Genomic DNA, 22720 nt, shown 5'->3' with positions numbered 1-22720 from the left:
TACCGGAAGGTAAGTGCTCTCCTTTACCTATCGGTAAGTAAACGATCGTAGGGGGAGCCATGCACGTGCTCATCTCCGGCGCGAGCGTCGCCGGGCCCGTCCTCGCGTACTGGCTGCACCGCAACGGGCACCGGGTCACCGTCGTCGAGCGGACGGCGCGGCCGCGGCTTGGCGACGGTGGCCACGCGGTGGACCTGCTCGGCCCGGCCGTCGAGGTCGTCGCCCGGATGGGGCTGCTGCCGCAGGTCGAGGCCGCCCGCACCACCGCGGACACGATGACCCTGATCCGGCCCGGCCGGCCCGACGTCACGATCGACGGGGCCCAGCTCCTCGCCGGCGTCTCCGACCGGCACGTCGAGATCATGCGGGGCGACCTCGCCCGGATCCTGTTCGAGGCGACGCGGGAGCACGTCTCGTACACCTTCGGCACCAGCATCACGGAGCTGGTGGAGCGCGACGGGGGCGTCCACGCGGCCTTCTCCGACGGCACGTCCGGCGGCTTCGACCTGGTCGTCGGCGCCGACGGGATGCACTCCGGGGTGCGGCGGCTGGTGTTCGGCCCGGAGGAGGGGCACAGCCACTTCCTCGGCGGCTGCCTGGCCGTGTTCAGCGTCCCGGACCTCGTCGGGCTCGACGGGCGGGTCCTCGGGTACAACAGCGTCAACAAGGCGGTCGCGCTCTATCCGACGAAGATCCCCGGCCGCGCCAGGGTGGTGGTCCTGTTCCGCGCCGCGGAGCCCGCGCCCCGCGACCCGGCCGCACAGCGGCGGCTGCTGCGCGGCGTCTGCGCCGGCCTCGGCTGGGAGGTGCCGCGCCTGCTGGAGCACCTGGACGCCGCCGACGACTTCTACCTCGACTCGATCAGCCAGATCCGGCTGCCGTCCTGGTCCCGGGGGCGGATCACCCTCGCGGGCGACGCGGGCTACGGGCCCGGCCCCGCGGTCGGCGGCGGCAGCAGCCTCGCGATCGTCGGCGCGTATGTCCTCGCCTCCGAGCTGGCGGCGGCCGGCGACGACCATGTGCCGGGGTTCGCGGCGTACGAGCGGGCCATGGCCGGCGCGGTCGCGGCCAGCCGCACGATCGGCCCCTCGGTCCTCGGCACCCTGATCCCGCGCAGCGAGCTGCAGGTCTGGACGATGGCCCAGGCGCTGCGCGTGCTGCCGCGGCTGCCCGGCTTCGTGCAGCGCAAGCTCACCTCGTTCGGGGGCGGGCCGGCGGCGATGCTCAACGGGGTGCGGCTGCGCGACCCTCTAGTGTTGCGGGCATGAACCGGGTGGTCGCCGCCGACGCGGCCGGGCTGCGCCGCGCCGCCGAGCTGCTGCGGCAGGAGTCCGTCTGCGCGTTCCCGACCGAGACGGTCTACGGGCTCGGCGCGCACGCGTTCTCCGCCCGGGCGGTCGCCGAGGTGTACCGGTTGAAGCACCGCCCCTCGTGGAACCCGCTCATCGTGCACGTCGCGACGACCGCGGAGGCCGAGGCGCTCGCGCACGAGTGGCCTCCGGCGGCGCGCCTGCTCGCCGAGCGGTTCTGGCCCGGGCCGCTCAGCCTCGTCGTGGAGCGCGCGCACCACCTGCCGGCGAACGGCGGGCCGCCGACCATCGCGATCCGGGTCCCGGCCCACCCGGTCGCGCTGGCCCTGCTGCGCGAGTGCGGGCTGCCCCTGGCGGCGCCGAGCGCGAACCGGTCCGAGAGCATCTCGCCGACGACCGCGGAGCACGTGATCCGCAGCCTGCCGGACGTGCCGCTGGTCCTGGACGGCGGCGCGTGCCGGCTCGGCATCGAGTCCACCGTCGTCGACGTGACCGTGTCGCCGCCGCGGCTGCTGCGTCCGGGCGCGCTGAGCCTGCGGGCGATCCGCGACGTGGTCGGCGCGCTTCAGCTGTCACGCCCTTCCGGCAGCTCCGGGCAGTTGCCCGGCTCCGCCGAGGCCGCTCCGGAGGTACGGTCGCCGGGCCTCGCGCATCGCCACTACGCGCCGCGGGCCCGGCTCCGGCTCGTAGACGACCCCGCCGCGCTGGCGGAAGGGTCCGACCCGGGGACCGTCGGCATCCTCACGCACCTGCCGGCGGCCGCCGAAGGGGCGCACGTCGAACTGCTGTCCGCGGACCCGCTCGAGTACGGCGCCGACCTGTACGCCGCCCTGCACCGCCTCGACGACGCCGGCGTGGCGACGATCCTGGCCCAGCACCCGCCCCGCGGAGACGACTGGCTGGCGATCCGCGACCGGCTGACCCGGGCGTCCGCCCAGTAGGTCCGAGCGGGACGGCGACCCCCCGTCTGAGTCGCCGGCCCGTCCCGACCGTCGAAATGCTGCCGGTTCCCACTGCCGTGCCGCTGCCGGTATGCTGCCGTCCGACCGTCTGCGGCACTGACCAGCAGCTTTCTGCCGGACCACAGCACGAGGGATTGGATGGACGGCGGATTCCGCTTCGAGATCCTCGGCCCGCTGCGGGCCTGGGCCGGCGAGCGACCGGTCAACCTCGGCCCCGCCAAGCAGCGCGCCGTCCTCGGCGTCCTGCTCCTGCAGCCCGGCCGTCCCGTGCCACCCGCTCAGATCATCGACGCCGTCTGGCCGCACGACCTCCCTGACAACGCGCTTCCGGAGAACGCGACCAACGTCCTGCAGAAGTACGTCGCCGCGCTGCGCCGCCTGCTGGAGCCGGACCGGTCGCCGCGGACCCCGTCGCGCCTGCTGACCCTCGACGAGGGCGGCTACCGGCTGGCGATCGAGCCGGCCGCCGTCGACGTGACCGAGTTCGAGGCGCACGTCGACGCTGCCACCGCCGCGCACGCCGCCGGCCGCGACGACGACGCCGCCGACGGCTTCCGGGCCGGGCTGCGGCTGTGGAAGGGCGAGCCGTTCGCGGGGCTCGGCGGGCCGGCGTTCGAGGCGGTGCGGGTGCGGCTCGGCGAGCGGCGCGTGTCGGCGTCCGAGGCGCTCGCGGAGATCCGGCTGCGCCGCGGCGAGCACCGGGAGCTCGTCGCCGACCTGACCGCCCTCGTCGAGGAGTTCCCCCTGCACGAGCGGCTCCGCCAGCTGCTCATGCTGTCGCTGTACCGCAGCGGCCGCCCCACGGACGCGCTGCAGACCTTCCGGGAGCTGCGGTCACGGCTGGACGACCAGCACGGCATCGAGCCGGGCGAGCCGCTGCAGGACCTCCAGCGGCGCATCCTGCGCTCCGACCCCACCCTGGCGCTGCCGTCGTCGCCGGTACCGCCGACGCACACCGCACCGTCGTCGTCCTCCGCCGCGCCGATCTCCGCGGCGTCGTGGGAGCCGGTCAGCCCGGCGCCGGTGGAGTCCTCCGTCAGCCCCGCACCGTTCCTGGCCGCTCCCGGGCCCCCGCCCCCTCCGCCGGTGCTGTTCCCGATGCCGATGCTGGTGGCGGCGCCGGTGGGGATGCGGCGCTGGCCACCCTTCGCCGTCGGGGTCGACCCGTACTTCGGCCACGAGTTCAACCGGCAGCCGTGGATCACCTGGATCGAGACGCTGGTCGGCATCGTCCTCAGCGCCTGCACGCTGTCCACGTTCGCCTGGGTGCCGTTCCTGTACCACGGTGCCCGCCGGCGCAGCCGTCCGCTGCTCGCCGTCGCCCTCGGGTACTTCGCCGTGGCGGTGACGTACTGGACCGTCGAGATCATCTACCTCGAGGACGACCTGTCGCAGCCACCGTTGGCGGAGGCGGTCGCGATGCTGTCGCTCTTCAGCGTCTCGCTCGGCGCGCCCGTCCACGTCCTGCTGATCAACGAGCACCTGCGGCACCTGTGGCGGCGCCGCCGCAGCGGCCCGCTCGAGCGGCGCGAGCGCGCCCGGCAGCTGCTGGTCACCAGCCCGGTGGCCCGGTTCGCGCTCGCGATCGGCCGGCCCGACCTGCCCCGCCGGCACAACGACGGCGGCCTCATCGACGTCAACGCCGTGCCCGACCACGTGCTGCTCGACATCAGGGGCATGCGCCCGGCCGTGGCGCACCGGGTCATCGCGGACCGCGCCGCCCGCGGCCCGTTCGTGTCGATGCTGGACCTGGCGCTGCGCTGCGGCGTGAGCCCCGACGACACCGCCGCGTACAACGACCGCCTGCTCTTCCTGCCGCCGCCCGTCGTTCCCCGCCCGCCGGTCCTGCACGGCTAGCCCCGGCACCGCGCCGGCGCCCGCGACCGCCCACCGGTCGCGCACGCGAAGGCCCGCACGCAAGGGCAAGCACGCGGCAGGCACCACGGTCAGCACCGGCACCCGGCCACCGCCACGCCCGGCGGCACGGTCCGGGCCGCCGCGGCCACCGCCTCCAGCATCGCGTCGCGCCGCTCCGGCGTGATCAGCTCGCCCCGGACGACGACGGCGTGGATCCGCCGGGTGTTGCGGATGTCGGCGAGCGGGTCGGCGTCCAGCACCACCAGGTCGGCCGCCGCCCCCTGCCGCACCGTGCCGGAGCCGAGCCCGAGGAACCGCGCCGGGTCGCGGGTCGCCGCCTGCAGCGCGCGCATCGGCGGCAGGCCGGCCCGGACCAGCAGCTCCAGCTCGTCGTGCAGGCTGAACCCGGGGTACACGTAGGACGTGCCGGTGTCGGTCCCGGCCAGCACCGGCACGCCCGCGCGGTGCAGCGCGCCGACGAACCGGACCCGGTGCCCGAAGAGCTCCTCGTGCTCGGCGGCCTCCTGCGGGGTGCGCCCGTCGAGGTAGATCTCCTGCATCGCGAAGTCCCACCCGGCGCGGACCTCCGCGGGGATGTACCGCAGCCGCGGGTCGTCGGCGTCGACGGTGCCCGGCAGGTCCAGGACGCGGTGCATGACGAGCGTCGGCGTCTGGTGGCTGTCGTTGCCGCGCAGCCGCCGGAAGACGCGGGCGGCCCGCCGCGGGTCGAACGTCCGGGCCGCGGTGACCTCGAGCGGGTGGACCCGGTGCAGCCAGCCGTTGTAGTCGCCGGCCTCGACCACCAGCCGGGACAGGGCGCGGCGGATCTCGTCCTCGTGGCCGGAGGTGGCGTACCAGGTGGTGAAGACGTGCTCGAAGCTGCGCTGCCCCAGGTCGCTCGCGGCGGTCACCGGCACGGCGTCGGGGCAGTGCCCGGCGAACTCCAGCCCGAGCCGGTGCGCCTCCTGCGCGATCGCGGTGAACGATTCCGCGGACAGCCGGCTGTACACCTTGACGAAGTCGGCCCCGTCGGCGGCGACCTGCCGGACCGCCGCCCGGGCCTGCGCCGCGTCGGCGACCTCGACGTAGGGCGCGCCGAGCCCCGTCCACAGCGACGGCGACCCGTCGATGAGCGGGCTGGCGATCACCGACCGCGGGCCGAGGAGCGTGCCCTCGGCGACCCGCCGCCGCCACTCGTGCAGCGTCGGGTAGCCCGACATCTCCCGCACGGTGGTGACGCCGTTGACGAGGTAGAGCGGCGGGTCGACCGTGTCGATGCCGCTGCTGTGCACGTGCGCGTCGGTGAGGCCCGGGATGACGAACCGGCGGCGGCCGTCGACGACCGCGGCGTCGCCGGGGATCCGGACGCTCCGTGCCGGCCCGAGCGCGGCGATCCGGTCGCCGCGGGCGAGGACGGTCATGTCGTGGCGGGGCGGCGCGCCGGTCGCGTCGATGACGGTACAGCCGACGATCGCGACGGCGCCCCGGGTGGCGGCGGCGGTACCGGTACCGGTGACGAGGCCGGCACCGAGGCCGACGCCGGTCCCGAGCACCGCCCGGCGGGAGACGTTGAAATCCATGCCGATAACTCTTCGCCGTGCCGCGCCGCGGGTCAGTGGCGCCAGCGCGCCGGTCGGGGGTGGGGGAAACCCCACCTCCGGCACACGGGAAGAACAAGGAAGGGCGGGCGCCCCCGAAGCGCCCGCCCTTCCCGGCTTCACCGGCTTACCGGTTCACCGTTGTGCTGTTACCACGGCTGAGGCGCCGGGGGCACGACGACCGGCGGGCGGTCGTCGCAGGTGATGGTGTTCGGCAGCTCCCACGACGCGAGCCACGGGCCCGTGGTGCCGCCGCCGTCGTTGCCGCCCTTGTCGACGACCGAGAACTCGGAGCCGGCCGGGGTGAAGTGGAACGTGCCGCAGTTGTTGATGCCGACGGCACCGACGTTGCGGGCGTCCACGTTCTCGAACGAGGCGGAGCCGGCGACCCGGGCGCTGAGCACCGAGGTGCCCGTGCCGTCGACCCGGATGTCCTTGAACTTCACGCCGTTGATGGAGTAGAGGTCCTTCACCGGCCAGTCCGAGACCATCATGATCGCGTTGTAGGTGCTGTCGAGGAAGTGGTCCCCGGTGACCTGGATGTCGGCGTCGATGCTCTTGTCGAGCGCCATGAACCAGATGGCGCCGAGGCCGATGTTCCAGTTCAGCTCGTACGTGCCGGCGCGGACCGTCGTGTTGTCGGTGACCTTCACGTAGCCGGTGAACGCCTCCGCGCCGAAGCGGGAGCCGATGTGGATCGCGCTGCCCTCACGGATCGGGTCCGCGACGAGGTTGTTGGACACCGTGGTGTCCTTGCCGCCGTAGATCGCGATGCCGTTGGCGAGGACCGGGGTCTGCACCGTGTTGTGGTCGAACGTGTTGCCCGCGTTCGCCGTCTTCTCCGACCACATGGCCAGGCCGTCGTCGCCGGAGTTGCGGACGAAGTTGTTGGACACGCTGGAGTTGGTGACGCCGGTGTGGAAGTTGAGGCCGTCCGCGACCTGGTCGACGATCACGTTGTTGGTGATCTTCGTGTTGGACATCGGGCCGTCGAACCACAGGCCGACCTTGGTGTGCTGGATGTACAGGCCGTCGATCGTCGAGTCGCTCATCGCGCCGCCGATGCCGTTGACCTGGTCGGTGTCGATGCGCTCGCGCACGTCACCGATGATCGAGAAGCCGGACAGGTGGACGTTCTTGCTGCCGCCGTCCTGGGCGTACTTGCCGTAGAACCCGACACCCGTGTGGATCGAGTTGTCCGGCGCCGGCGTGCTCAGGGCGACCTCTTTGCCCTTGATGATGGTGTACCAGTTGCCGGCGCCCTCGATCGTGACGTCGTCGACGAGGATGTGGCGGTTCACCTGGTACGTGCCCGGCGGGATGTAGACCTTCAGGTGCGTCTTCTTGGCGAACGCGATGGCCTTGTCGATCGCGTCGGCCGAGTCACGCCGGCCTGACGGGTCCGCGCCGAACAGCAGCACGTTCGCCGCGATGATGCTGATCTTCGGGGCACCGACGAGCTCGGAGTCGAGCAGGTCGATGACCGTCCACGCGGCGCTGTTCTTCGGCGCGGTCAGCCGCACCGTGTCGCCGGCCTTGTACGTCTTGCCCAGCAGCAGCCGCTGCTCGTCGTAGAAGTGGTTCGGCCGGAACGGGGTGGTGATCGTCGGCGCGGGCGTGGTGGCGGCCGGCACGCAGGCGCACTCGGTGATCCACCAGTCGGGGTGCAGCAGGCCCGCGTTCGGGTCGTTCGAGAACGGGTACTGGTTGTACAGCCACGAGTACTGCGACGTGAGCGTCATCGTGGTCTTCTTGCCGCCGTTGACCGTCACGTCCAGCGGCGAGGTGATGCCGCCGCCGTTGGGCGCGTCGGGGATGCTGTAGCGCACGTTGATCGCGTTGGCGCTCTTCGGCAGCGTGAATTCGACGTACTGGCCGGGGAGCAGCTTCACCGCGCTGCGGCCCGACGCCTCGGCGGGCAGCGTGTAGGCCGTGCGGTCCGGCCCGATGACGGTGCCGTTCGTCTTGGCCTTCTCGGCCTCCTGCTCGACGAACGCGACGCTGGCGCCGCGGCCCGCGCTCAACGCCGGGTCGATGGCGGCGCGGGTCACCGCCGGTGCGGCTCCGGGGTTTCCGGCGACGGCCGGGCCGGCACCGGTGACCACGACACCGACGCCGACCGCCGCGGCTGTCGCCGCGGCGGCCCAGCGCGGTAAGGGTCCAATGCTGCGTGACATCGACGACTCGATTCTCTCGGGAGGAGGGCGGACGCCCGAGACGCTCTACGGCGGGGCGGCGCCATGAGGATGAGGGTGAGGTGACATTAGGACCCTCATCCCGCACTCCACAAGGTCCTGCGAAATATTTACGCAACGTTGCAGCCAGATCTGTCGTCGCCTTGTCGGTTCTTTGCAGCAAACTGACGCGATGTTTGCGGTACACGGGCATGCAAAAGCGGCGGAATCCGGCACCCGGATCCCGCCGCTCGGTTTGTCCGCGGCCCTACGCCTGCGTGCCGATGTTGACCATCCACGGGATGCCGAACTGGTCGACGCAGGCGCCGAACTCGTCGCCCCACATCTGCTTCTCCAGCGGGACGCTCACCTTCCCGCTCGCGGACAGCTTCTCCCAGTACCCACGCAGCTCCGCGGCATCGTCACCGCTGAGGCTGACCGTGATGTGGTCACCTGGGTTGTGCGCCATCTCCGGCGGCGTGTCGGACCCCATGATCGTGTAGCCGCTCGCGGTCTCCAGCTGCCCGTGCATGATCTGGTCCGCGATCGGCCCGGCCTCGGGGTTGAACTCGCCGAACGTGTTGAGCCGCAGCGTCCCGCCGAAGACGCTCTGGTAGAACTCCATCGCCTGGCGGGCGTTGCCACGGAAACTCAGGTACGGATTGAGCCGAGAGGTCATCACAAACTCCCTTGGTCGCGATGGACGCCGTCGACCCGACCCTAGGCCCCCGCCACCCCCACCGGCCCCGATTCACTCTTTCCCCCACGGCCGGTTCGTCTTTCCCACGGCTTGCACGCCGCCAGCACCGCCGACACGACCAGCACCGCCGACAGCGGCACGAACATGACGCCCCCGACGAAGCCCATCGCCGGATACGCCACGTCCTTGTCCACGACCCCGCTCAGCCCCGCGACCCCGAGCGCCAGCAGCACCACGTCACTGCCCAGCCACCCCACCGCCGTGACGACACGCAGCGTCTGCACGGCCTTCCGCCACCACGGCGTGAACCTCATCCCCCCACCCTGCCGCACGCCGCGCCACCGGTCGTCGACCCAGCGCGGTAACCCCGCCTACTCCCACCGTCGTACACGCCCCGCCCCTCGCCGGCCGGCTGACGGCCCTCGCCGGCCCCTCGCCGGCACCGAAGGTTCGCCCGCCGGGCACTTCGTGGTGATCCGAGCCGGCCAGACTCGGTGGCGTGTACGTCGACTCGTACTGCGAGCGGACGGCGCCGGGCCTGTGGAACGAGCCGCTGAACGCCGCCAGCAACGCCGCGTTCCTGGTCGCCGCGCTGCTACTGTTCCTGGTGCTGCGGCGGGCCGGCGCGGCGCCGCGCGGCGTCAGGGTGCTGCCGGGACTGATCGCGCTGGTGGGCGTGTGCAGCTGGATCTTCCACATGGCGGCGACGGCCCCGACGGCGGCGCTGGACAGCCTGTCGATCCTGGTGTTCATCCTGGTCACGGTGACCGTCCTGGTCCACCGGCGGTGGGGTGTGCGCTGGGCCCTCGCCTGGCTCGCCGCACCCGCGTTCGTGCTCTTCGCCGCCGCCGTCACCTGGGCGCTGTCCGCCGGCGCCGGCACGACGCTCGGCGGATACCCGCCGGCGCTGCTCGCGCTCATCGGCTTCGGCGTCGCGGCCCACGGCGCCGCCGGGCGGGCCCTGCTCGCGGCCGCCGGCGTGTTCGCGGCCTCGCTGACGCTCCGCACCGTCGACGGCCCGCTGTGCGGCGCGATCCCGACCGGTACCCACTTCCTGTGGCACTGCCTGAACGCCGTTGTCCTGTTCCTGGCCGGCTACGCGACGCTGCTGAGCGTGCCGGGCACCGGCCGGAAGGCGGTGGCGGCCGGCTGACGGCGGCGGCCGGTGCGGGGGTCCGGTCCGACACGAACGGGTGCGAATCCGCAGCATCGTGAATGGCTCGGCCGGGTCCGGGGTACGGGTCCCGCTTGACGACGCGCCGGCAGACGGCCGGACGCACCCGGCAGGGGCGGCAGGACAGCGTCAGTCGGGTGCCACGGTGGCGCGACCGCGACGGTGGTCGCACCGGTCGCCGGTCACCGTCCACAGGCGGTGGCCCGAGACGATCGCACCGGAGGAGCCCCGCATGCATCGGCACACCCCGCAGACCGTCGTGGCAGGCCTGACAGCCGCCGCGCTCGGCACCGCAGTCATGGCAGCGCCGGCGGACGGGAGCGCACTGGCACGGCCCGCCGCTGCCGTCGACGAACTGGCGGACTTCCAGCCGACCGAGATCAGCCGGTCGGAGCAGCAGTACGGGCTGGTCGACCAATTGACCACGTTCAACGACGCCATCGACAAGCTCAATGGGCAGGACATCCCCCAGGCGACCCTCACCGACGTCCTCGAGGACGCGAACCACAGCGCCGAGGCCCCGTGCGGTGTGCCGCCGACCGCCGACTCGGTCCAGTTCTGCTGGAACGACGAGGACAGCGACGGCACCACCTGGATCCCGCAGGGCCTCACCGGCTCGTGGGATGCCGACGCCGACGGCCGGTGGAACGGGCACCGGGCGATCGCGGCGACCTGGTACGACGACAAGGGCCGCGACGGCACGAAACGGGGCAGCCGCGTCACGTTCGTCAACTACGACGACGCGGGCAAGCCCGAGTACCGGCACGTGCTGCTCGTCGTGCCGTTCCGCAACGGCGAATCCTTCCAGGCGGTGCGGTCGCGCGGCGTACGTGACGTCACGGCCAACATGAACGGCGCGATCACGTTCGGCGACGCACCCGGATTCGTGCTGAGCACCAGCGAGTACGGCCGCAGGCCCGGGTGGCTGCACCGCGCCACCGTCGGGACCTCGAACCAGCACACCAAGGTCCTGCTCGGCGGCCCGGAGGACCTCACCTACCAGCCCCAGGGCAAGCGGATGTGGACGCTGACCGAGTACAACGGCAGACGGACCGTCTTCGGCATCCCCCTGTCCTCCATCGGATAAGCGAACCCGTTGTCCGGGCACCGCTGCCACTTGCACAGTTTTCTTGTACATCAGGCCAGCGAGCTCGGGGGTGCCATGCGCACGGTCAGCTATTCAGAGGTCCGGCAGAACCTGGCCAAGCTGCTCGACCACGTGGCGGACGACGCCGAGAGGTCGTGATCACCCGCTCCGGCCATGAGTCCGCGGTGGTCATCTCGCTGCGTGAGTACGAGTCGCTGAAGGAGACGGCGTACCTGATGGCGAGCCCGGCCAACGCCCATCGCTTGAACGAGGCGATCGCGAGCTCCGCGGCGGCGGCGAGGTGCACGACCTGCTCGACCCGGACGAGGCGCCGGCGGCGTGAAGGTGCAGTTCGCTGGCCGCAGCTGGGACGACTACCTGAGCTGGCAGCAGGACCGCAGATGCTCCGGCGGGTGAACGCGTTGATCGAGGACATCCGCCGCAACGGTCATGAGAGCATCGGCAAGCCCGAGCAGCTGCGCGGCAACTGGTCGGGCTTCTGTTCGCGGCGCATCGACCATGAGCACCGCCTGGCGTACCGGATCGCCGACGACACGGTTCAGATCGCGCAGTGCCGCTACCACTACGAATGACCGGCCACCCGCCGCGGCAGCAGTCTCCAGAGGGAGCGGGGGCGAGAATCCCCCGCCCGCGGCTTGTCGCGGAGCATCACGGTGGGCCGCCAGGGACTCGAACCCTGAACCTACGGATTAAAAGTCCGAATTTTATATATTTAGATGGTTGCAGAAGGTAACGGAGCATAGTCCGTTTTGAGTCTATAACCGTCCCGGTACATCCGCGCTGGTCCAGGCGCTGCTGACACTGCGTAGCGAGCCCTCGAGGTGGCACCTCGGGGCCTTTTCCTTCTCCGTCCGTGTGCGTCCGTCCAGGTTGGTGAACATCCGAGCAACCACGGAGCAACCGCGATCGCCGAAGGATTGGCCGTGATGCGCAGGCGAACGAGCGCCGTGCCAGGCCAGCGCGAATCGGACAGGAAGCAGCCAGCACGGCCAGGTCGACCACCGATCGCGGCGACCAGGGAACGGTCGCCGCGCCCGACCGGCGGCATAGAAGCGTGCTGAGAGCCGACGTTGGAGTGGCTGCGGCTCGGCTCGGAGGTAGTAGGCAGCCAAACGATGGTTGCAACGAAATCACTGTTCTATGTGCCGTCAGTTGTGCGTGAGTGCCCATTCGGCGCTAAGCAGTAGGCGTTCAATCTCGGGGCGAGGGTCAGGTAACGCGAGGCCGCATTTATCGCAATTCGTGGTGCGTTCGGTAAATTGGAGGCCGCAGTACCGACAAGTACCTCGGTCGGGCATCCGCTTCGCGTGCCGCAGAGCATCGGCGACCGCTGGCTGGCCGACGTCCTCAACCGTCAAGGCCTCTATCGCTTCCGCGCGCACAAGCACGTCTGGATGTTGTACTCCCTCGATGAGGATCGTGGTCCGGTCCGGCATCGCATTTGCTCGCCTCATGATGGCGGCGCGAAGCACGGGATCGGAGGAGTACCTCCACTGACTGAGGTAGCGGACGGTGTCGATGAGCAGTGCAACGCTGGCCGCGACCTGCCGCTGCCGAGGAGCCGAACGCGACTCAGCCGTGCGCGCCGCCGCAGCGGCTACATCCTGTCGGCTATTCGCCGGAACTTGGATCATGACTCTAGCGGCACGGACAGCTAGCCAGAGAGGCCGCTCGAGGAGAAGGCTGATTGACGCGATGAACGTGCCGAGAGGAGCGCCTTCCCAGCGGCGCAGATGGCAGGATGGTGAGTCGTACGTCAGGAATAGCCAGGCGTAGTGGTTTTGGCGGAACTCGTCAAGGAAAGATGCCGCCTCGGCGGCGAGCATGTCGCGGTCGAAGTCGCCGTGGTCGAGCAGGGCGTCGACAAGGGTGAGCAGGTCAGCCTCATGCCGGTTCGCTACGTTCTCGAATTCCCCGATCTGGCCCTCGCCAATGGCGAGTCCATCCATCAGGCGGCTGAGCTGGTGAAGCCGGCGACGGTCCACGGTGGTGAGGTCCCGTTGCGGGTCCGGCTTTTCGAGGTACCGCAGCAGCCGTTCGAGGGCGGTGTCGAACCGCTCATCGTGTGCTGATAGGGCACTCCAGTCGAGGCTGGCCTTTTGGGGTGGGTCGCTGGGAAAGCCTCGGTGGCTCAACTCCGTGTATATTGCGCTGGAGATGGCACGCGGGCAGTTCGAGTAGGCGAGGTTCAGAATACGTTCGGCGAGCTCGTGATCGTCGTTCGTAAGTCGTCGTGCGGCGGCGAGCACGACCTGACCGAAGGCCCAAGCGGTGTCGTCGTGGAATAGGATGGCATCGAGTCCGGTCAGGTGCGGTGGTCGTTGAGGGCGCGGGGGAGGCCCCTCGAGAACCACCGCCATGCACCCCGCCGTTGCGTCAAGGTCATTCAGGCGGTCGCTCAGCAAGGCCCGCCACACGCGAGCTGCCGCGGCTGGGAGAAGTGAGTCGATGATCGCGGGGAGGCGATCATGGTCCGTTGACGCCATCGGTAGGTTGACGAGGTGCAGGGCTATCCTGGCGTTCTGTATTTCGTCGTCGGATTCGATGGCCGAGAGCGCGTCGATGAGCCGGCTGCTTTCGGGGTGGACATTGGCGTTGTCGGCGAGTCCCGAGGCTGCGGCGAAAAGGAGTTCGGGGTTGCCGTTGGCGATCGCCACCTCGACCACATCAGATGCGGCGTGCTCGTCAAGGGCCGCGAGGAGCGTAAGCACCTCAATAGTCGTCGGTTCCGCGGCGATGATTGCCAACGCTTCTTGCCGTCCGGTCGCCGGCAGTTCTGCCAAATGTCGGGCAGCCATGACCTCGACGACATGACGAACTCGGCTGGTTACGTAACGTCGTTCGTCAAGGGCGATGATTCCGGCCTCATCCCAGAAGTGCACCGTGGATGCGGCGAGCGCTCTAGCACGCCCTGTGGCGAGATCGTGCTCCCTTGCCAGGAGAGCGGTAAGGTGGCGTTCGATGGACTCTCGCGGCACTCCGCGCGCGTCAACGACTACGGCCCAACTAAGGCGTTGAATTGCCGATCGGAGCGCGTCGGTCACCTGCGTGCTATGCAAACCACGGGGCAACTCCACCCCGATACGGCTGCTTCCCCGCTCCCAGTTCGCTGCCACTCGCTCGACGATTGTCTCGATCAACTTGGCTCGGCCTGGTGCATGCTCGGACGTCACACGTCTGGCAGCTTCAACAGTTAGCGCGGTAAGCAAGAGTGGTGTGTCACCAAGTTGTGGGCTGTGTTCGAGGTCAGCGGCAACCCACTGGTTCCGCGTCTGCACCCAGCCTGCGTCACGGCGATTGTGGGCGGCGAATGCGTCGAGGATGGTGCGGACAAGCGGCTCTGCGGCTCCGGGCGGTGCCACCCACACCTCGTGCCATCCAAGGGTCGCTGCGGCGGCGTATGCGCTGGTCCGGGTGGCCAGGACGATGTCGCAACCTGGATTCAGCCGCCCAATGAGTCGACGGATCCACGCCACGACGGCATGGCGGTGCTCGCGAGTTTCGTCGAGCGAATCAAGACAGACCAGCAACGAGCCGTCGGCTGCCGCTGAGCGTAAGACAACCGCTAGCATGTCGCGGTCTTCGTGGGGTGCGCTGGCCAGTGCAATGTCGACGAGCGTATCGACCGGCTCCGGTCCTACATCCAGAAGTGCCGTCAAAGAACCGTTCCTGAGTTGCAGAAGGGCCCGCAGGTCGATGAGTGCAGGCGTCGACCATCGCCTCTCAGCTTCCCGGCCGGCCAGCCACCGCAGCATTGTGGACTTGCCCGAGCCGGGCGCGCCGAGGAGCAGCACGCGACCGTGGCGGCGGAGCGCCAGATCAAGGTCGACACTCCTCTGGCTACTGGAGCCAGAAGGATCGGGCGTCACATCGGTGAGTTCGATCGCCTCGATTGGTGGTAGTTCCACGCCGAGCGACAGCAAATCGATGGTCCGGCTGCTGTGGGTCAGGCGCTCGCAGTACCGACCGAGGGCGGCGAGCTCAGCACCGCGTCGAGCGGCCCGGCTACCGTCTGCGTCTACAAGGAGACCGAGGTGTCCTCGCTCGAGGGTCTTGATCCACCCGTCCAGGTCGAGTCCACTGCGGCGCGCCGCGCGCTCACGGTGTGCAGCAGCCAGCAGATCGAACGCCGCCCGCCCCTGCCCTGGCTGGACGACATAGCCATCCAACAGACCTTCAGCTGCCGCTGCTTCCCCAGAGCCGGGGTCGAGATTGAGGATGCGCAGCGATGCCCGGGAGAGGATGTCGGCAACGACCGTTCCAGGCTGCGCCTTGAGCGCGTCGGTGAGGCGCTTTAGCGCATCTCGTTGAGCGCCGGTGAGTGCTCCTGCGTGCGGGTCGCGCAATGCGTCGAGCGCATCGGCCAGTTGCCGAGCCGAGTCGGACGCGGACTGTGCGACGGCTACCAAGGGAGTCTTGTCCGACGTATTGGCTGAGCATTGGTCGACCCACTGATCGACGACCTTGGCAAACGGTCTACCAGGACGAAGATCATTGTCGAGGTGCCGCTTTGCCTGTATCAGGACACGCCGCTTGTCGACAAACCTAACTTCGATATCGTCGACTGGCTCGTCGACCTCGCACCGGACCACCGCGGGCACGCCGGTGCAGTTCTGGTCGCCACTGAGACGAACCGGGATCCCGCGCAAGCCGTAGCTCGCCAGGTACGCGGCTAGCCTCGCACGGAGCTCCCCGCCGAGTTCATTATCGGCGCCTCCCAACGGTCCAGGCTGGGCAACAGGGGTCGTCACGGACACGAATGTACGTTGCCGTCGCGGAGTTGTTAACGGTCGGCCCAGCGAGGGATTGACGAGATGCAGCATCGTCGCCGGGTTGAGCGTGCGGGCGGCGCGCCGCGGATCATCGTTGGTTGGCGACGGGCGTTCTCGTTTTGGTCACCGATCGACTCATCCATACGATGAGTGCGCAACACGAGGCGGAGGGGGCCGTTGACCATCGACGCAGTCCAGCGCCATGTTCAGGGTGCGGATGACGAGAACCAAGCGCCGCTGGACGGCGACGGCTTTCTGGACCCAGGCGCGGTTACTGGTGTCGTATCGGTCCGAGAACTCGTCGGTCGGTCGGAAAGTTTTGTCCTGCTGGCGCCAGGCGGCGCCGGCAAGTCCGCTGTCCTTGACGATCTGCGGCAGTTGGAGGACGGCGTCGAGATCGACCTCGTCGGGCTTCGGGGGGCCGAAATCGGCAGGGAGGTCAACGCCGCGGTCGCGTTGGGGCGGCCGATCTACCTCGATTCTTTGGACGAGGCCCTGCTCGTTGAGCCAGCACTTGTCCGGTTGTTAAGCCGGGCGATGTCGAGGCCTGGCACTGATGGGGTCAGGTGGCGACTCGGGTGTCGTCCTTCGGTCTGGACCAGTGCATTTGTCGGCAGCGTCAGGAACGTCGAGAAGCTGCGGCTGCTGCCGATGACGCGTGACGCGGCTCGCCGCCTGCTCGGCTCGCTCGATGTCGACGAGGGCTTTTTGAACGCGTTGGGCGCGTCGGGTCCGAGTCGGTTGAGCGCTTCGCTTTTGCACTTCATCGCGGCGGCCCGGCAGTGGCAGCAGGAGGGCCGCCTGTCCAGTCGGCGCGTGGACGCATTGGAGTCTGAGGTACGGCGACTACTGGCGGAACGGGAGGATCTTCGGGAGCCGTTGCGGACGGGCGCTGATGTGCGGCGCCGGACTGCCGGCCGGCTGGCGATGTTCGCTGCGTTCGGCGGGGTCGGCCGGTTCGCGCTGCGCGCCGGTGAAGGGCAGGCTGTCGTCGCGGTCTCCGACCTGCCGACGACGCCCGAGCCGGACCGCCCCGATGTCACAATCGAGCGCGACGTCTACGCGCAGGTGCTAGGGAGCGCACTGTTCGATGCCGCGCCGCGGGACGCTGTCGCCTTCCGACACCAGGAGTACGTCGACTATCTCGCCGCGAAGTACGTCGTGGACCGATCGCCCGTGCGGTCTCAGGTAGCCGCCCTGCTCGGCCTGACCGATGGGGTGCTGCCACGGTCGATGGTCACGGTCGCGGCCTGGATGGTGGCACTGCGACCAGAGCTCGCCGACTTGGTGGTACCTGCCAACGCGGCGGCCCTGGTCGAGTCTGAGGTCGACCTGCCGCCCGCTGTGCGGACCGCGGTGGTCGACGCGCTGCTCGCGGAGGCGCGGGAGTACGACGCACCGCCGCAGTGGTCACTGGACCTCTCGGTCGTCGTCCATCCCGAACTCGAACGGCAGCTCGCCGATCGGCTCACGGTCGGGTTCGACCGGCCCATCGAGGCGTGGTGGATATGCCGGCTGGCGCTGGCCGGGCAAATTCTCGCGGCCGTCCCCGCGATGGTGACGATCGCACTCGATGGTCAGCTTCCATCCTGGGCCCGACGGCCTGCGATCGCCGTGGTGGCCGACCTCGGCACCGAGCTCGAGCGGTCGGCTCTGCTCCACCACCTCAACCTCGACTCGGGCGGCGACCCGGACGACGAGCTACGCGCCGGACTGCTCGACGGGCTGTACCCCCGGCACATGACCACGGCTCAACTACTGCCCCACATCACACGACCACGGGCCTTCAACTTCGCAGGCGCCTACCAAAAGTTCCTGTGGGAGTTCGCCGCCCGCGTTCCGGACGCCGATCTGCCCGAGGTGCTGGTCTGGGCGCTTGCGAACCTGCGGGCCCAAATCTCTGTCGAGTCCCGCCGGTGGATGGCCGAGGTGTCCGTTCGGCTCGTCACACGAGCTGTGGCCGCATCCGATGATCCCACCGTGCTGGAACCGCTGGTCGACCTTGTCGTTGACCTGGTTGGCTACACCCGTGGCAGCCCGCCCTGGGCGCAGGACACGTCGCAACGACGGCGTCTGGCCATCGCCGCAGCGGCACGAGTCGCCCAAAACCGATGGACTGTCTTATTGCAGCTTGGTCTTGTCACCTCTGACGACGTTGGCTGGCTGACCGATGCCGTCAGCGACGACCGGACCGCCGGCCGCGACTTGCTGGCCTTATGTCTTCAGCGGCTGATGACCCGGCCCGCACCGGAGGATGAGCAGGAAACCGACGAGCAGCAAGTCGAGGACCGGCCGGATCCTGCCGCGCTGCGAGCGGCGATCGCTGCGGCCAGGCAAGACCTCACTGCATGGACCAGGATTCCGATCGCTCTCGTGCACGGCCCGCGAGCGGCGCTACTTTTCTTCTGCGACCTCGCTGCCAGGCAGGGCTGGTCGCTCTTGACCGCTGCGGAGCAGCGGGAAGTCCTCGACCTGGGCCTCGCATATGTGACTGAGCATTCGCCCAATCCGGACCTGTGGCTTGGCAAGACCTCGATCGGGCCCGACGTCGTCCGTGACTGGTCTGGCGTCTACCTACTCACAACGCTGGCCCGCCACTCGCCGGAGCGTCTGATCATCCTTCCGCTCGCGGCGTGGGCGCGGTGGGCTCCCGCCATCGCGAACGCCTGGGCTCACGGTGATGGGACCCTGCTCGGGGATCTCGTCGACCTCGCACCGGCTGAAACGAAGGCAGACATCCGCATCGCCGTTCTGGCCGCGCTCCACGGCCGCGGCGAATGGCGGCGCACCCCGCTGCACCAGTACTTCGCCCGCGACCTGGCGCCCGATCTGGCGGTCCTCCTCACGCAACGCCGCTACTCCGACGACCAGAACACCGACCTGCTCAACTTCCTTGTCGAGCACGATCGGGACATCGCGGTTGTCGCGGCCCGATCGGTGGCGACCAACGACGGCTCGCAACTGTCTCGCGCCGCGAACCGACACCTTGCCCGCCTCGACAGCGGCGGCACGATCGACCGCCTGCTGGACGAGCCGATTGCGCACGACGCATTCCTGGAAATACTCGAAGGTCTGCGGCTTGACACGGTAGATGACGTCAGACTGGCGGCCCTGGCCCGCCTTCTGCTCGACCGGCTCCCTGTCGCCGACGACTACCCGGATGCCGAGGATTGGCTTGACAGCCCCGCACATCAAGGTGTCCGGCAGCGCAATTCCGCGGTCGAGTTGCTGGCCGTGCGCGGCCTCGCCGCGGAACTCAGAATGCTGGCACACGGGCGCCCCGACGACGATCGGGCGCTCATCCATTGGCACCTGCGCCGGGCACGGCAAGTCGCAGCTGACAACGCCCAGATCCGCCTCAGTCCGGCCGGCCTACTCGACCTGCTCGGTCGCTCGGATGTCCGCCTCATCCGCAACCCCGACGACCTCATCAACGTCCTGAAAGATCACCTCGACGAGTTGCAGCATGAGATCTCGCGGAACAACCGTTTCCGTGACCTGTGGTCCCGGACGGCACGGACCTCGCCAGCGAGGACGACATCACCGACTGGGTGCGGCACCGTTTAGCCGACCGGCTCGGCCGGGACCGCACCATCCTCACCAGGGAACCCCAGGTTGAGCGTCTCGCCGTCAGGGGTTCCGGTACGCGCATCGACCTGACCGCCGACGTTCCAACCAACACAGCGCCCGTCGGCATCGCTGGTGCAATCATCGAGGCCAAGTTGTTCAACAATCCCAAGCTGTCCACTGAGCTGCGCGATCAGCTCGTCGGTCGGTACCTCGCGGTCACCGGCCAGCGGCACGGCATCTATCTCGTGTACTGGATTCCACCCGAACAACGGACCCCCCGCTCGCGGAAGTACGCCGATAAGCAGCAGCTCCTTGACGACATGCGGCGCTGGGCAGCAGAGGTGGCGCCGCAGTACGACGTGAGCAGCTACGTACTCGACGTCAGCTGGCCAAAGCGTCAGCCCTAACGAGACACGGCCAGATACCGTCCTCGGTGCACCGCTGCATCCGGTAGGTGATGGACACCTGACGGTTCCCAGACCGTCGACCTTGTCGTGCGGCTTCCTGGGTTCGCCGGCGAAATACTCTACGACGCGTCGTGAGGCAACATCAGCTGAGCACATGCATAAAGCGCGTCATGCACATGTTCAGTGAATCAATGGATCTCTGACATCGCGTATCCGAGGCGACGTTAGTACGTGGAGATACTGCAGCGCACGACCGACAGCTGCCTCGAAAGCGCCGACGTGACCACCCCGCCAAGCCGTGGACCGCTCTGCGTGGAAGTGATCGCCACTACCGAGACGGCCGCGACGTGCGGTTCACCACGTAACCACCAATCGGACCTGGCGGCTCGAAAGCAAGATGTTCGCCGGCGAAGAGCACTTCATGGGGCGCTTGTTGCCCTGAGCTAGTGGCAGACGGAAAACCAGCAGCCAGGCTCACATGTTTGGACCCAACGGGAAGCAAAACGGACCGACGATCTGTCTATGCATCCACCAGGAACAATTTTCGTGAGCACCGGCTGACTCCATGGCTGGTTGACGGCTTAGTGCTGGTAGCCGCGAAATTGCTGCGAATCAAAGGTCGCAACAGTGGCTCCATGGGCACGAGCTTCCCGCGCCCCGGTCGAAGGGCGCGAAGTGTTACGTGTCTCTAGGTGAATGCCCATCTGAGCGCGAAATCGACTACCTCTGTCGCTTTGTCGTCGAGTGTTCTGTCCTCCAGGACGAAACGGAAGGGCTCGACAAGGCCCCGCTTGCGTAGGTCCTCGTCGCGTCCGGCGAGCTTGCGGGACTCATTGTTGACGCCTTTTATCAAGCCAAAGCGACGTAGCGCGACATGTGCTTCGTATGCATCCCGAGTGAGCCCGAATCGGCGCTTCCTGGTGCTTTCGGCCATGAATATCCCGGATTCGCGGTAGGCGGTTGGATGCTCCTTGGCGAGTAGGCGCAGGCTCAGCCACAATGCGATCTCGCTGTCGGTGAGACAATGAACCCAGTTGTTGGTGTAGAACTCTATCGGAATGTCGACACCTTCGTTCCGCCGCGGCGTGATGTAGCGGTTCTCGGCCGGTAGTCCTGGCTGCACTCCGCCATCGTTGCGCAGCAAGAAGTGCTCGAACTTGTCTCGGGGGCGCGTTCCGGCGGGAAGCATTGCAGCGCCTTCTCTGACTAATCGTTCGATGGCGCTTTTGACCTGCCGCAACCGGTTGTCCATCTCGGAGCGCCCTCGGACGGAGACGGTCGCGGTTACAGCGAGCAGGCCAATCCAGCCCACATCCTCAGACGACGGCGGCCACAGTGGCCGGTCGTTGGTATGCGCGCTGCCAGGTCGTTGCCGAACCTGCGTTTCATAGAGGGCCGTGAGGTAGAGCCGCATAGCTAAGCCCCGTGGCGCGATGAGGCGTCCGATCAACGGTCGGCTCGGGATGGCCGAGTCGGCATCGTGATCAGTCTGACGCGCGGCCTCCGGAGTAAGGGCAAGTGCACTGGGTCGGAGTCGGACTTCGTTGATGCCTAGGACCGCCACCTCTTCCAGGGCGCGGCGGCTGCGCAGGTGCAGGTCTCCTCGCTGCAGGTCCCCTAGACGCTTCCGCCGAAGTTCCACGGACCAGTTCTGACCCTTTGACCGCAATCCAGCCTTCCTTCCATTGGGCACCTGAGCTGGGAGAACATCCGCTTCTCGGAGGGCTCTCCAGTTAGTCTTTGCGCGGGTTAAAGGGTATCGACGTTCAACATGACGACGTCGGCCTAGCACTGTGATGCTGTCCGAGTACCGGACCACGGAGCTTCGAATGGACAGCAATGAGTTGGATTGAGATCGCCATCGTCGAGATGAACAAGACCATCCGCTACGCCCTGCGGAACGCCGGAACGCCGGAACGCCGGAACGCCGGAACAACGCTCAGGCTCTGTGCGGGCATCGCCACGCTGACCGCCGGCGGCGCGGTCATGGCGTGGTTCGGCGTGCTGTGACCCTTGTCTGCTGCTCGATAGTGGCCCGCAGCGTGCCTCGATCGACCGAGCAGCGCCGACTCCGACGACGCGGACCCGGGTCTGGCGCACGTCATAGGGGTAGCGCCACCGAGGAGAGGGGAGTGTGACGCAGAACACTTCAAGGAACCCGTGGGGTGTCCGTGGGAGCACGCATAGAAGTAGGCGTGAACGCCGCTTATGACCGCCACAACCCGGAGGGTAGTTGGGGAGTGATGTTCGACTATTCTGCTCGGGTGTCCGGCCATGTCGATGATCTTCTCGACGAGATCCGCGACGAGCCGGAGTTTGTCGAGGTCGCGGAGCAGCGCGACACCGCGATGCGCCGGCTCGATGAGCAGGACCTCATCGAGCGGATCGCGTTCGAGGCGTTGCTGAGCAGCCGCAGCGAAGGCCAGGCGTATCACCAGCTCTTCGACGACCTGTGGTTGTACGGGTGGCCGGTGATCAAAGCGTTCCTGCGGCTCAACCGGATGGGCCACCTCGTTCAGCGTTACTCGCCCCGGTTGTATGTGGCCATGACGCCGGAGGACATGGTGGTACTGCACCAGTCCGAGGAGGAGCGCGACGCCTTGGCCATTGACGTCATCTCTCGAGCCGTCGAGGACTTCTACCACCGGGCTGTGCTGGACCGCGGCTGGAAGCAGGACGGCGGCGCGTCGTTGCGCACCTGGTTCATCGGCGCTTGCGCGTTGAACTTCCCCCGGGCCTATCAGAGGTGGTCCCGGGCCCGCAGCGATCGGATCGGTGAGCTGGCCGTGCGGTACGGCCTCGACCTGGACGAGGTCGGCGCTCACCTGGCGGGTGTGGTGCCGGATCCCGAGCGCGTGGTGATCGACCGCAGCGACCTGCGAGCGATGATCGACATGGCACAGCCGACGACCAAGGTGATCCTGGGGCTCATCATGCAGGGCAAGTCCCAGGCGCAGATCGCCGGCGAGCTCGGACTCACGCTGCGGGCTGTGGAGGGTCGTCTGTACCGCTTCCGGCAGCGGGTCCTGAAGCGGCAACGGGCGGCAGGCATGCGTCTGCTGCTGCCTTGGAAGGCCGCAGCGTGAGC

The 22720-nt window shown here is 68.6% G+C and carries 16 protein-coding genes; 10 read left to right on the top strand and 6 right to left on the bottom strand.

All coding sequences use genetic code 11. The features are described from left to right. The first annotated feature begins 59 nt into the window (after nt 1-59). The 3 genes from ABD332_RS08055 to ABD332_RS08045 all read left to right on the top strand — a co-directional run bounded on the left by ABD332_RS08055 (nt 60) and on the right by ABD332_RS08045 (nt 4129). Nucleotides 60-1268 carry an FAD-dependent monooxygenase gene (locus ABD332_RS08055; RefSeq protein ID WP_344501154.1) on the top strand — a complete coding sequence of 403 codons (1209 nt, stop codon included), beginning with the start codon at nt 60-62 and terminating at the stop codon, nt 1266-1268. Continuing rightward, entirely contained in the window at nt 1265-2251 is a 987-nt protein-coding gene (locus ABD332_RS08050) for an L-threonylcarbamoyladenylate synthase (protein ID WP_344501153.1), read from the top strand. The genes ABD332_RS08055 and ABD332_RS08050 overlap by 4 nt, the downstream gene beginning before the upstream one ends. A 159-nt stretch (nt 2252-2410) precedes the next feature. Continuing rightward, nucleotides 2411-4129 (top strand): AfsR/SARP family transcriptional regulator, encoded by a 1719-nt coding sequence (locus tag ABD332_RS08045; protein ID WP_344501152.1) that lies wholly within the window; start codon nt 2411-2413, stop codon nt 4127-4129. 89 nt (nt 4130-4218) lie between these two features. Here the strand turns inward: ABD332_RS08045 and ABD332_RS08040 are convergent, their stop codons facing one another. The 4 genes from ABD332_RS08040 to ABD332_RS08025 form a co-directional block, all read right to left on the bottom strand. Then, nucleotides 4219-5709, bottom strand: a complete 1491-nt coding sequence (locus ABD332_RS08040; protein ID WP_344501151.1) for an amidohydrolase family protein — start codon at nt 5707-5709, stop codon at nt 4219-4221. 167 nt (nt 5710-5876) lie between these two features. Continuing rightward, a complete protein-coding gene (locus ABD332_RS08035; RefSeq protein ID WP_344501150.1) occupies nt 5877-7904 on the bottom strand; it encodes a glycosyl hydrolase family 28-related protein in 2028 nt (675 codons plus the stop codon). Nucleotides 7905-8169: 265 nt separating this feature from the next. Then, the gene (locus tag ABD332_RS08030) at nt 8170-8580 is read right to left on the bottom strand and encodes a VOC family protein (protein WP_344501149.1); all 411 of its coding nucleotides are present in this window, start codon (nt 8578-8580) and stop codon (nt 8170-8172) included. A 41-nt stretch (nt 8581-8621) separates the two neighbouring features. Next, nucleotides 8622-8915, bottom strand: coding sequence for a hypothetical protein (locus tag ABD332_RS08025; RefSeq protein WP_344501148.1), 294 nt, complete (start codon nt 8913-8915; stop codon nt 8622-8624). A 185-nt stretch (nt 8916-9100) separates the two neighbouring features. Here ABD332_RS08025 and ABD332_RS08020 point away from each other — a divergent pair, with 185 nt between their 5' ends. The 3 genes from ABD332_RS08020 to ABD332_RS60020 all read left to right on the top strand — a co-directional run bounded on the left by ABD332_RS08020 (nt 9101) and on the right by ABD332_RS60020 (nt 11455). Further along, a complete protein-coding gene (locus tag ABD332_RS08020; protein ID WP_344501147.1) occupies nt 9101-9754 on the top strand; it encodes a ceramidase domain-containing protein in 654 nt (217 codons plus the stop codon). 253 nt (nt 9755-10007) lie between these two features. Beyond that, nucleotides 10008-10862 carry a hypothetical protein gene (locus tag ABD332_RS08015; protein WP_344501146.1) on the top strand — a complete coding sequence of 285 codons (855 nt, stop codon included), beginning with the start codon at nt 10008-10010 and terminating at the stop codon, nt 10860-10862. A gap of 155 nt (nt 10863-11017) precedes the next feature. Beyond that, a complete protein-coding gene (locus ABD332_RS60020; protein ID WP_425552150.1) occupies nt 11018-11455 on the top strand; it encodes a Txe/YoeB family addiction module toxin in 438 nt (145 codons plus the stop codon). A gap of 576 nt (nt 11456-12031) precedes the next feature. Here ABD332_RS60020 and ABD332_RS08000 read toward each other — a convergent pair. Beyond that, a complete protein-coding gene (locus ABD332_RS08000) occupies nt 12032-15634 on the bottom strand; it encodes an NACHT domain-containing protein (protein ID WP_344501145.1) in 3603 nt (1200 codons plus the stop codon). A gap of 198 nt (nt 15635-15832) precedes the next feature. On the opposite strand from ABD332_RS08000, the gene ABD332_RS07995 reads away from it, so the two are divergent. Both ABD332_RS07995 and ABD332_RS07990 read left to right on the top strand, forming a co-directional pair. Next, complete coding sequence (locus ABD332_RS07995; protein WP_344501144.1) at nt 15833-19222, top strand: hypothetical protein; 3390 nt, start codon at nt 15833-15835, stop codon at nt 19220-19222. Further along, complete coding sequence (locus tag ABD332_RS07990) at nt 19156-19632, top strand: hypothetical protein (RefSeq protein ID WP_344501143.1); 477 nt, start codon at nt 19156-19158, stop codon at nt 19630-19632. Before ABD332_RS07995 ends, ABD332_RS07990 begins: the two co-directional genes overlap by 67 nt. 688 nt (nt 19633-20320) lie before the next feature. On the opposite strand, the gene ABD332_RS07985 is transcribed toward ABD332_RS07990, so the two are convergent. Next, nucleotides 20321-21046, bottom strand: a complete 726-nt coding sequence (locus ABD332_RS07985) for a hypothetical protein (RefSeq protein WP_344501142.1) — start codon at nt 21044-21046, stop codon at nt 20321-20323. 455 nt (nt 21047-21501) lie between these two features. On the opposite strand from ABD332_RS07985, the gene ABD332_RS07980 reads away from it, so the two are divergent. Then, the gene (locus ABD332_RS07980) at nt 21502-21642 is read left to right on the top strand and encodes a hypothetical protein (protein WP_344501141.1); all 141 of its coding nucleotides are present in this window, start codon (nt 21502-21504) and stop codon (nt 21640-21642) included. 185 nt (nt 21643-21827) lie between these two features. After that, nucleotides 21828-22718 (top strand): RNA polymerase sigma factor, encoded by an 891-nt coding sequence (locus tag ABD332_RS07975; protein WP_344501140.1) that lies wholly within the window; start codon nt 21828-21830, stop codon nt 22716-22718. The last annotated feature ends 2 nt before the right edge of the window (nt 22719-22720 follow it).

This window comes from Dactylosporangium maewongense, from assembly GCF_039531485.1.
Taxonomy (GTDB): domain Bacteria; phylum Actinomycetota; class Actinomycetes; order Mycobacteriales; family Micromonosporaceae; genus Dactylosporangium; species Dactylosporangium maewongense.
Note: the sequence above shows the minus strand (reverse complement) of the source record. Positions and strands in the feature narration are given on the sequence as shown.

What these genes read in the sequence shown, in the direction of transcription:
- ABD332_RS08030 (WP_344501149.1), bottom strand. Translation starts at nt 8,580, where the DNA reads ATGACCTCTCGGCTCAATCCGTACCTGAGTTTCCGTGGCAACGCCCGC.
- ABD332_RS07980 (WP_344501141.1), top strand. Translation starts at nt 21,502, where the DNA reads ATGAACAAGACCATCCGCTACGCCCTGCGGAACGCCGGAACGCCGGAA.
- ABD332_RS07985 (WP_344501142.1), bottom strand. Translation starts at nt 21,046, where the DNA reads ATGCGGCTCTACCTCACGGCCCTCTATGAAACGCAGGTTCGGCAACGA.
- ABD332_RS08035 (WP_344501150.1), bottom strand. Translation starts at nt 7,904, where the DNA reads ATGTCACGCAGCATTGGACCCTTACCGCGCTGGGCCGCCGCGGCGACA.
- ABD332_RS08015 (WP_344501146.1), top strand. Translation starts at nt 10,008, where the DNA reads ATGCATCGGCACACCCCGCAGACCGTCGTGGCAGGCCTGACAGCCGCC.
- ABD332_RS08055 (WP_344501154.1), top strand. Translation starts at nt 60, where the DNA reads ATGCACGTGCTCATCTCCGGCGCGAGCGTCGCCGGGCCCGTCCTCGCG.
- ABD332_RS08040 (WP_344501151.1), bottom strand. Translation starts at nt 5,709, where the DNA reads ATGGATTTCAACGTCTCCCGCCGGGCGGTGCTCGGGACCGGCGTCGGC.
- ABD332_RS08050 (WP_344501153.1), top strand. Translation starts at nt 1,265, where the DNA reads ATGAACCGGGTGGTCGCCGCCGACGCGGCCGGGCTGCGCCGCGCCGCC.
- ABD332_RS08045 (WP_344501152.1), top strand. Translation starts at nt 2,411, where the DNA reads ATGGACGGCGGATTCCGCTTCGAGATCCTCGGCCCGCTGCGGGCCTGG.
- ABD332_RS08025 (WP_344501148.1), bottom strand. Translation starts at nt 8,915, where the DNA reads ATGAGGTTCACGCCGTGGTGGCGGAAGGCCGTGCAGACGCTGCGTGTC.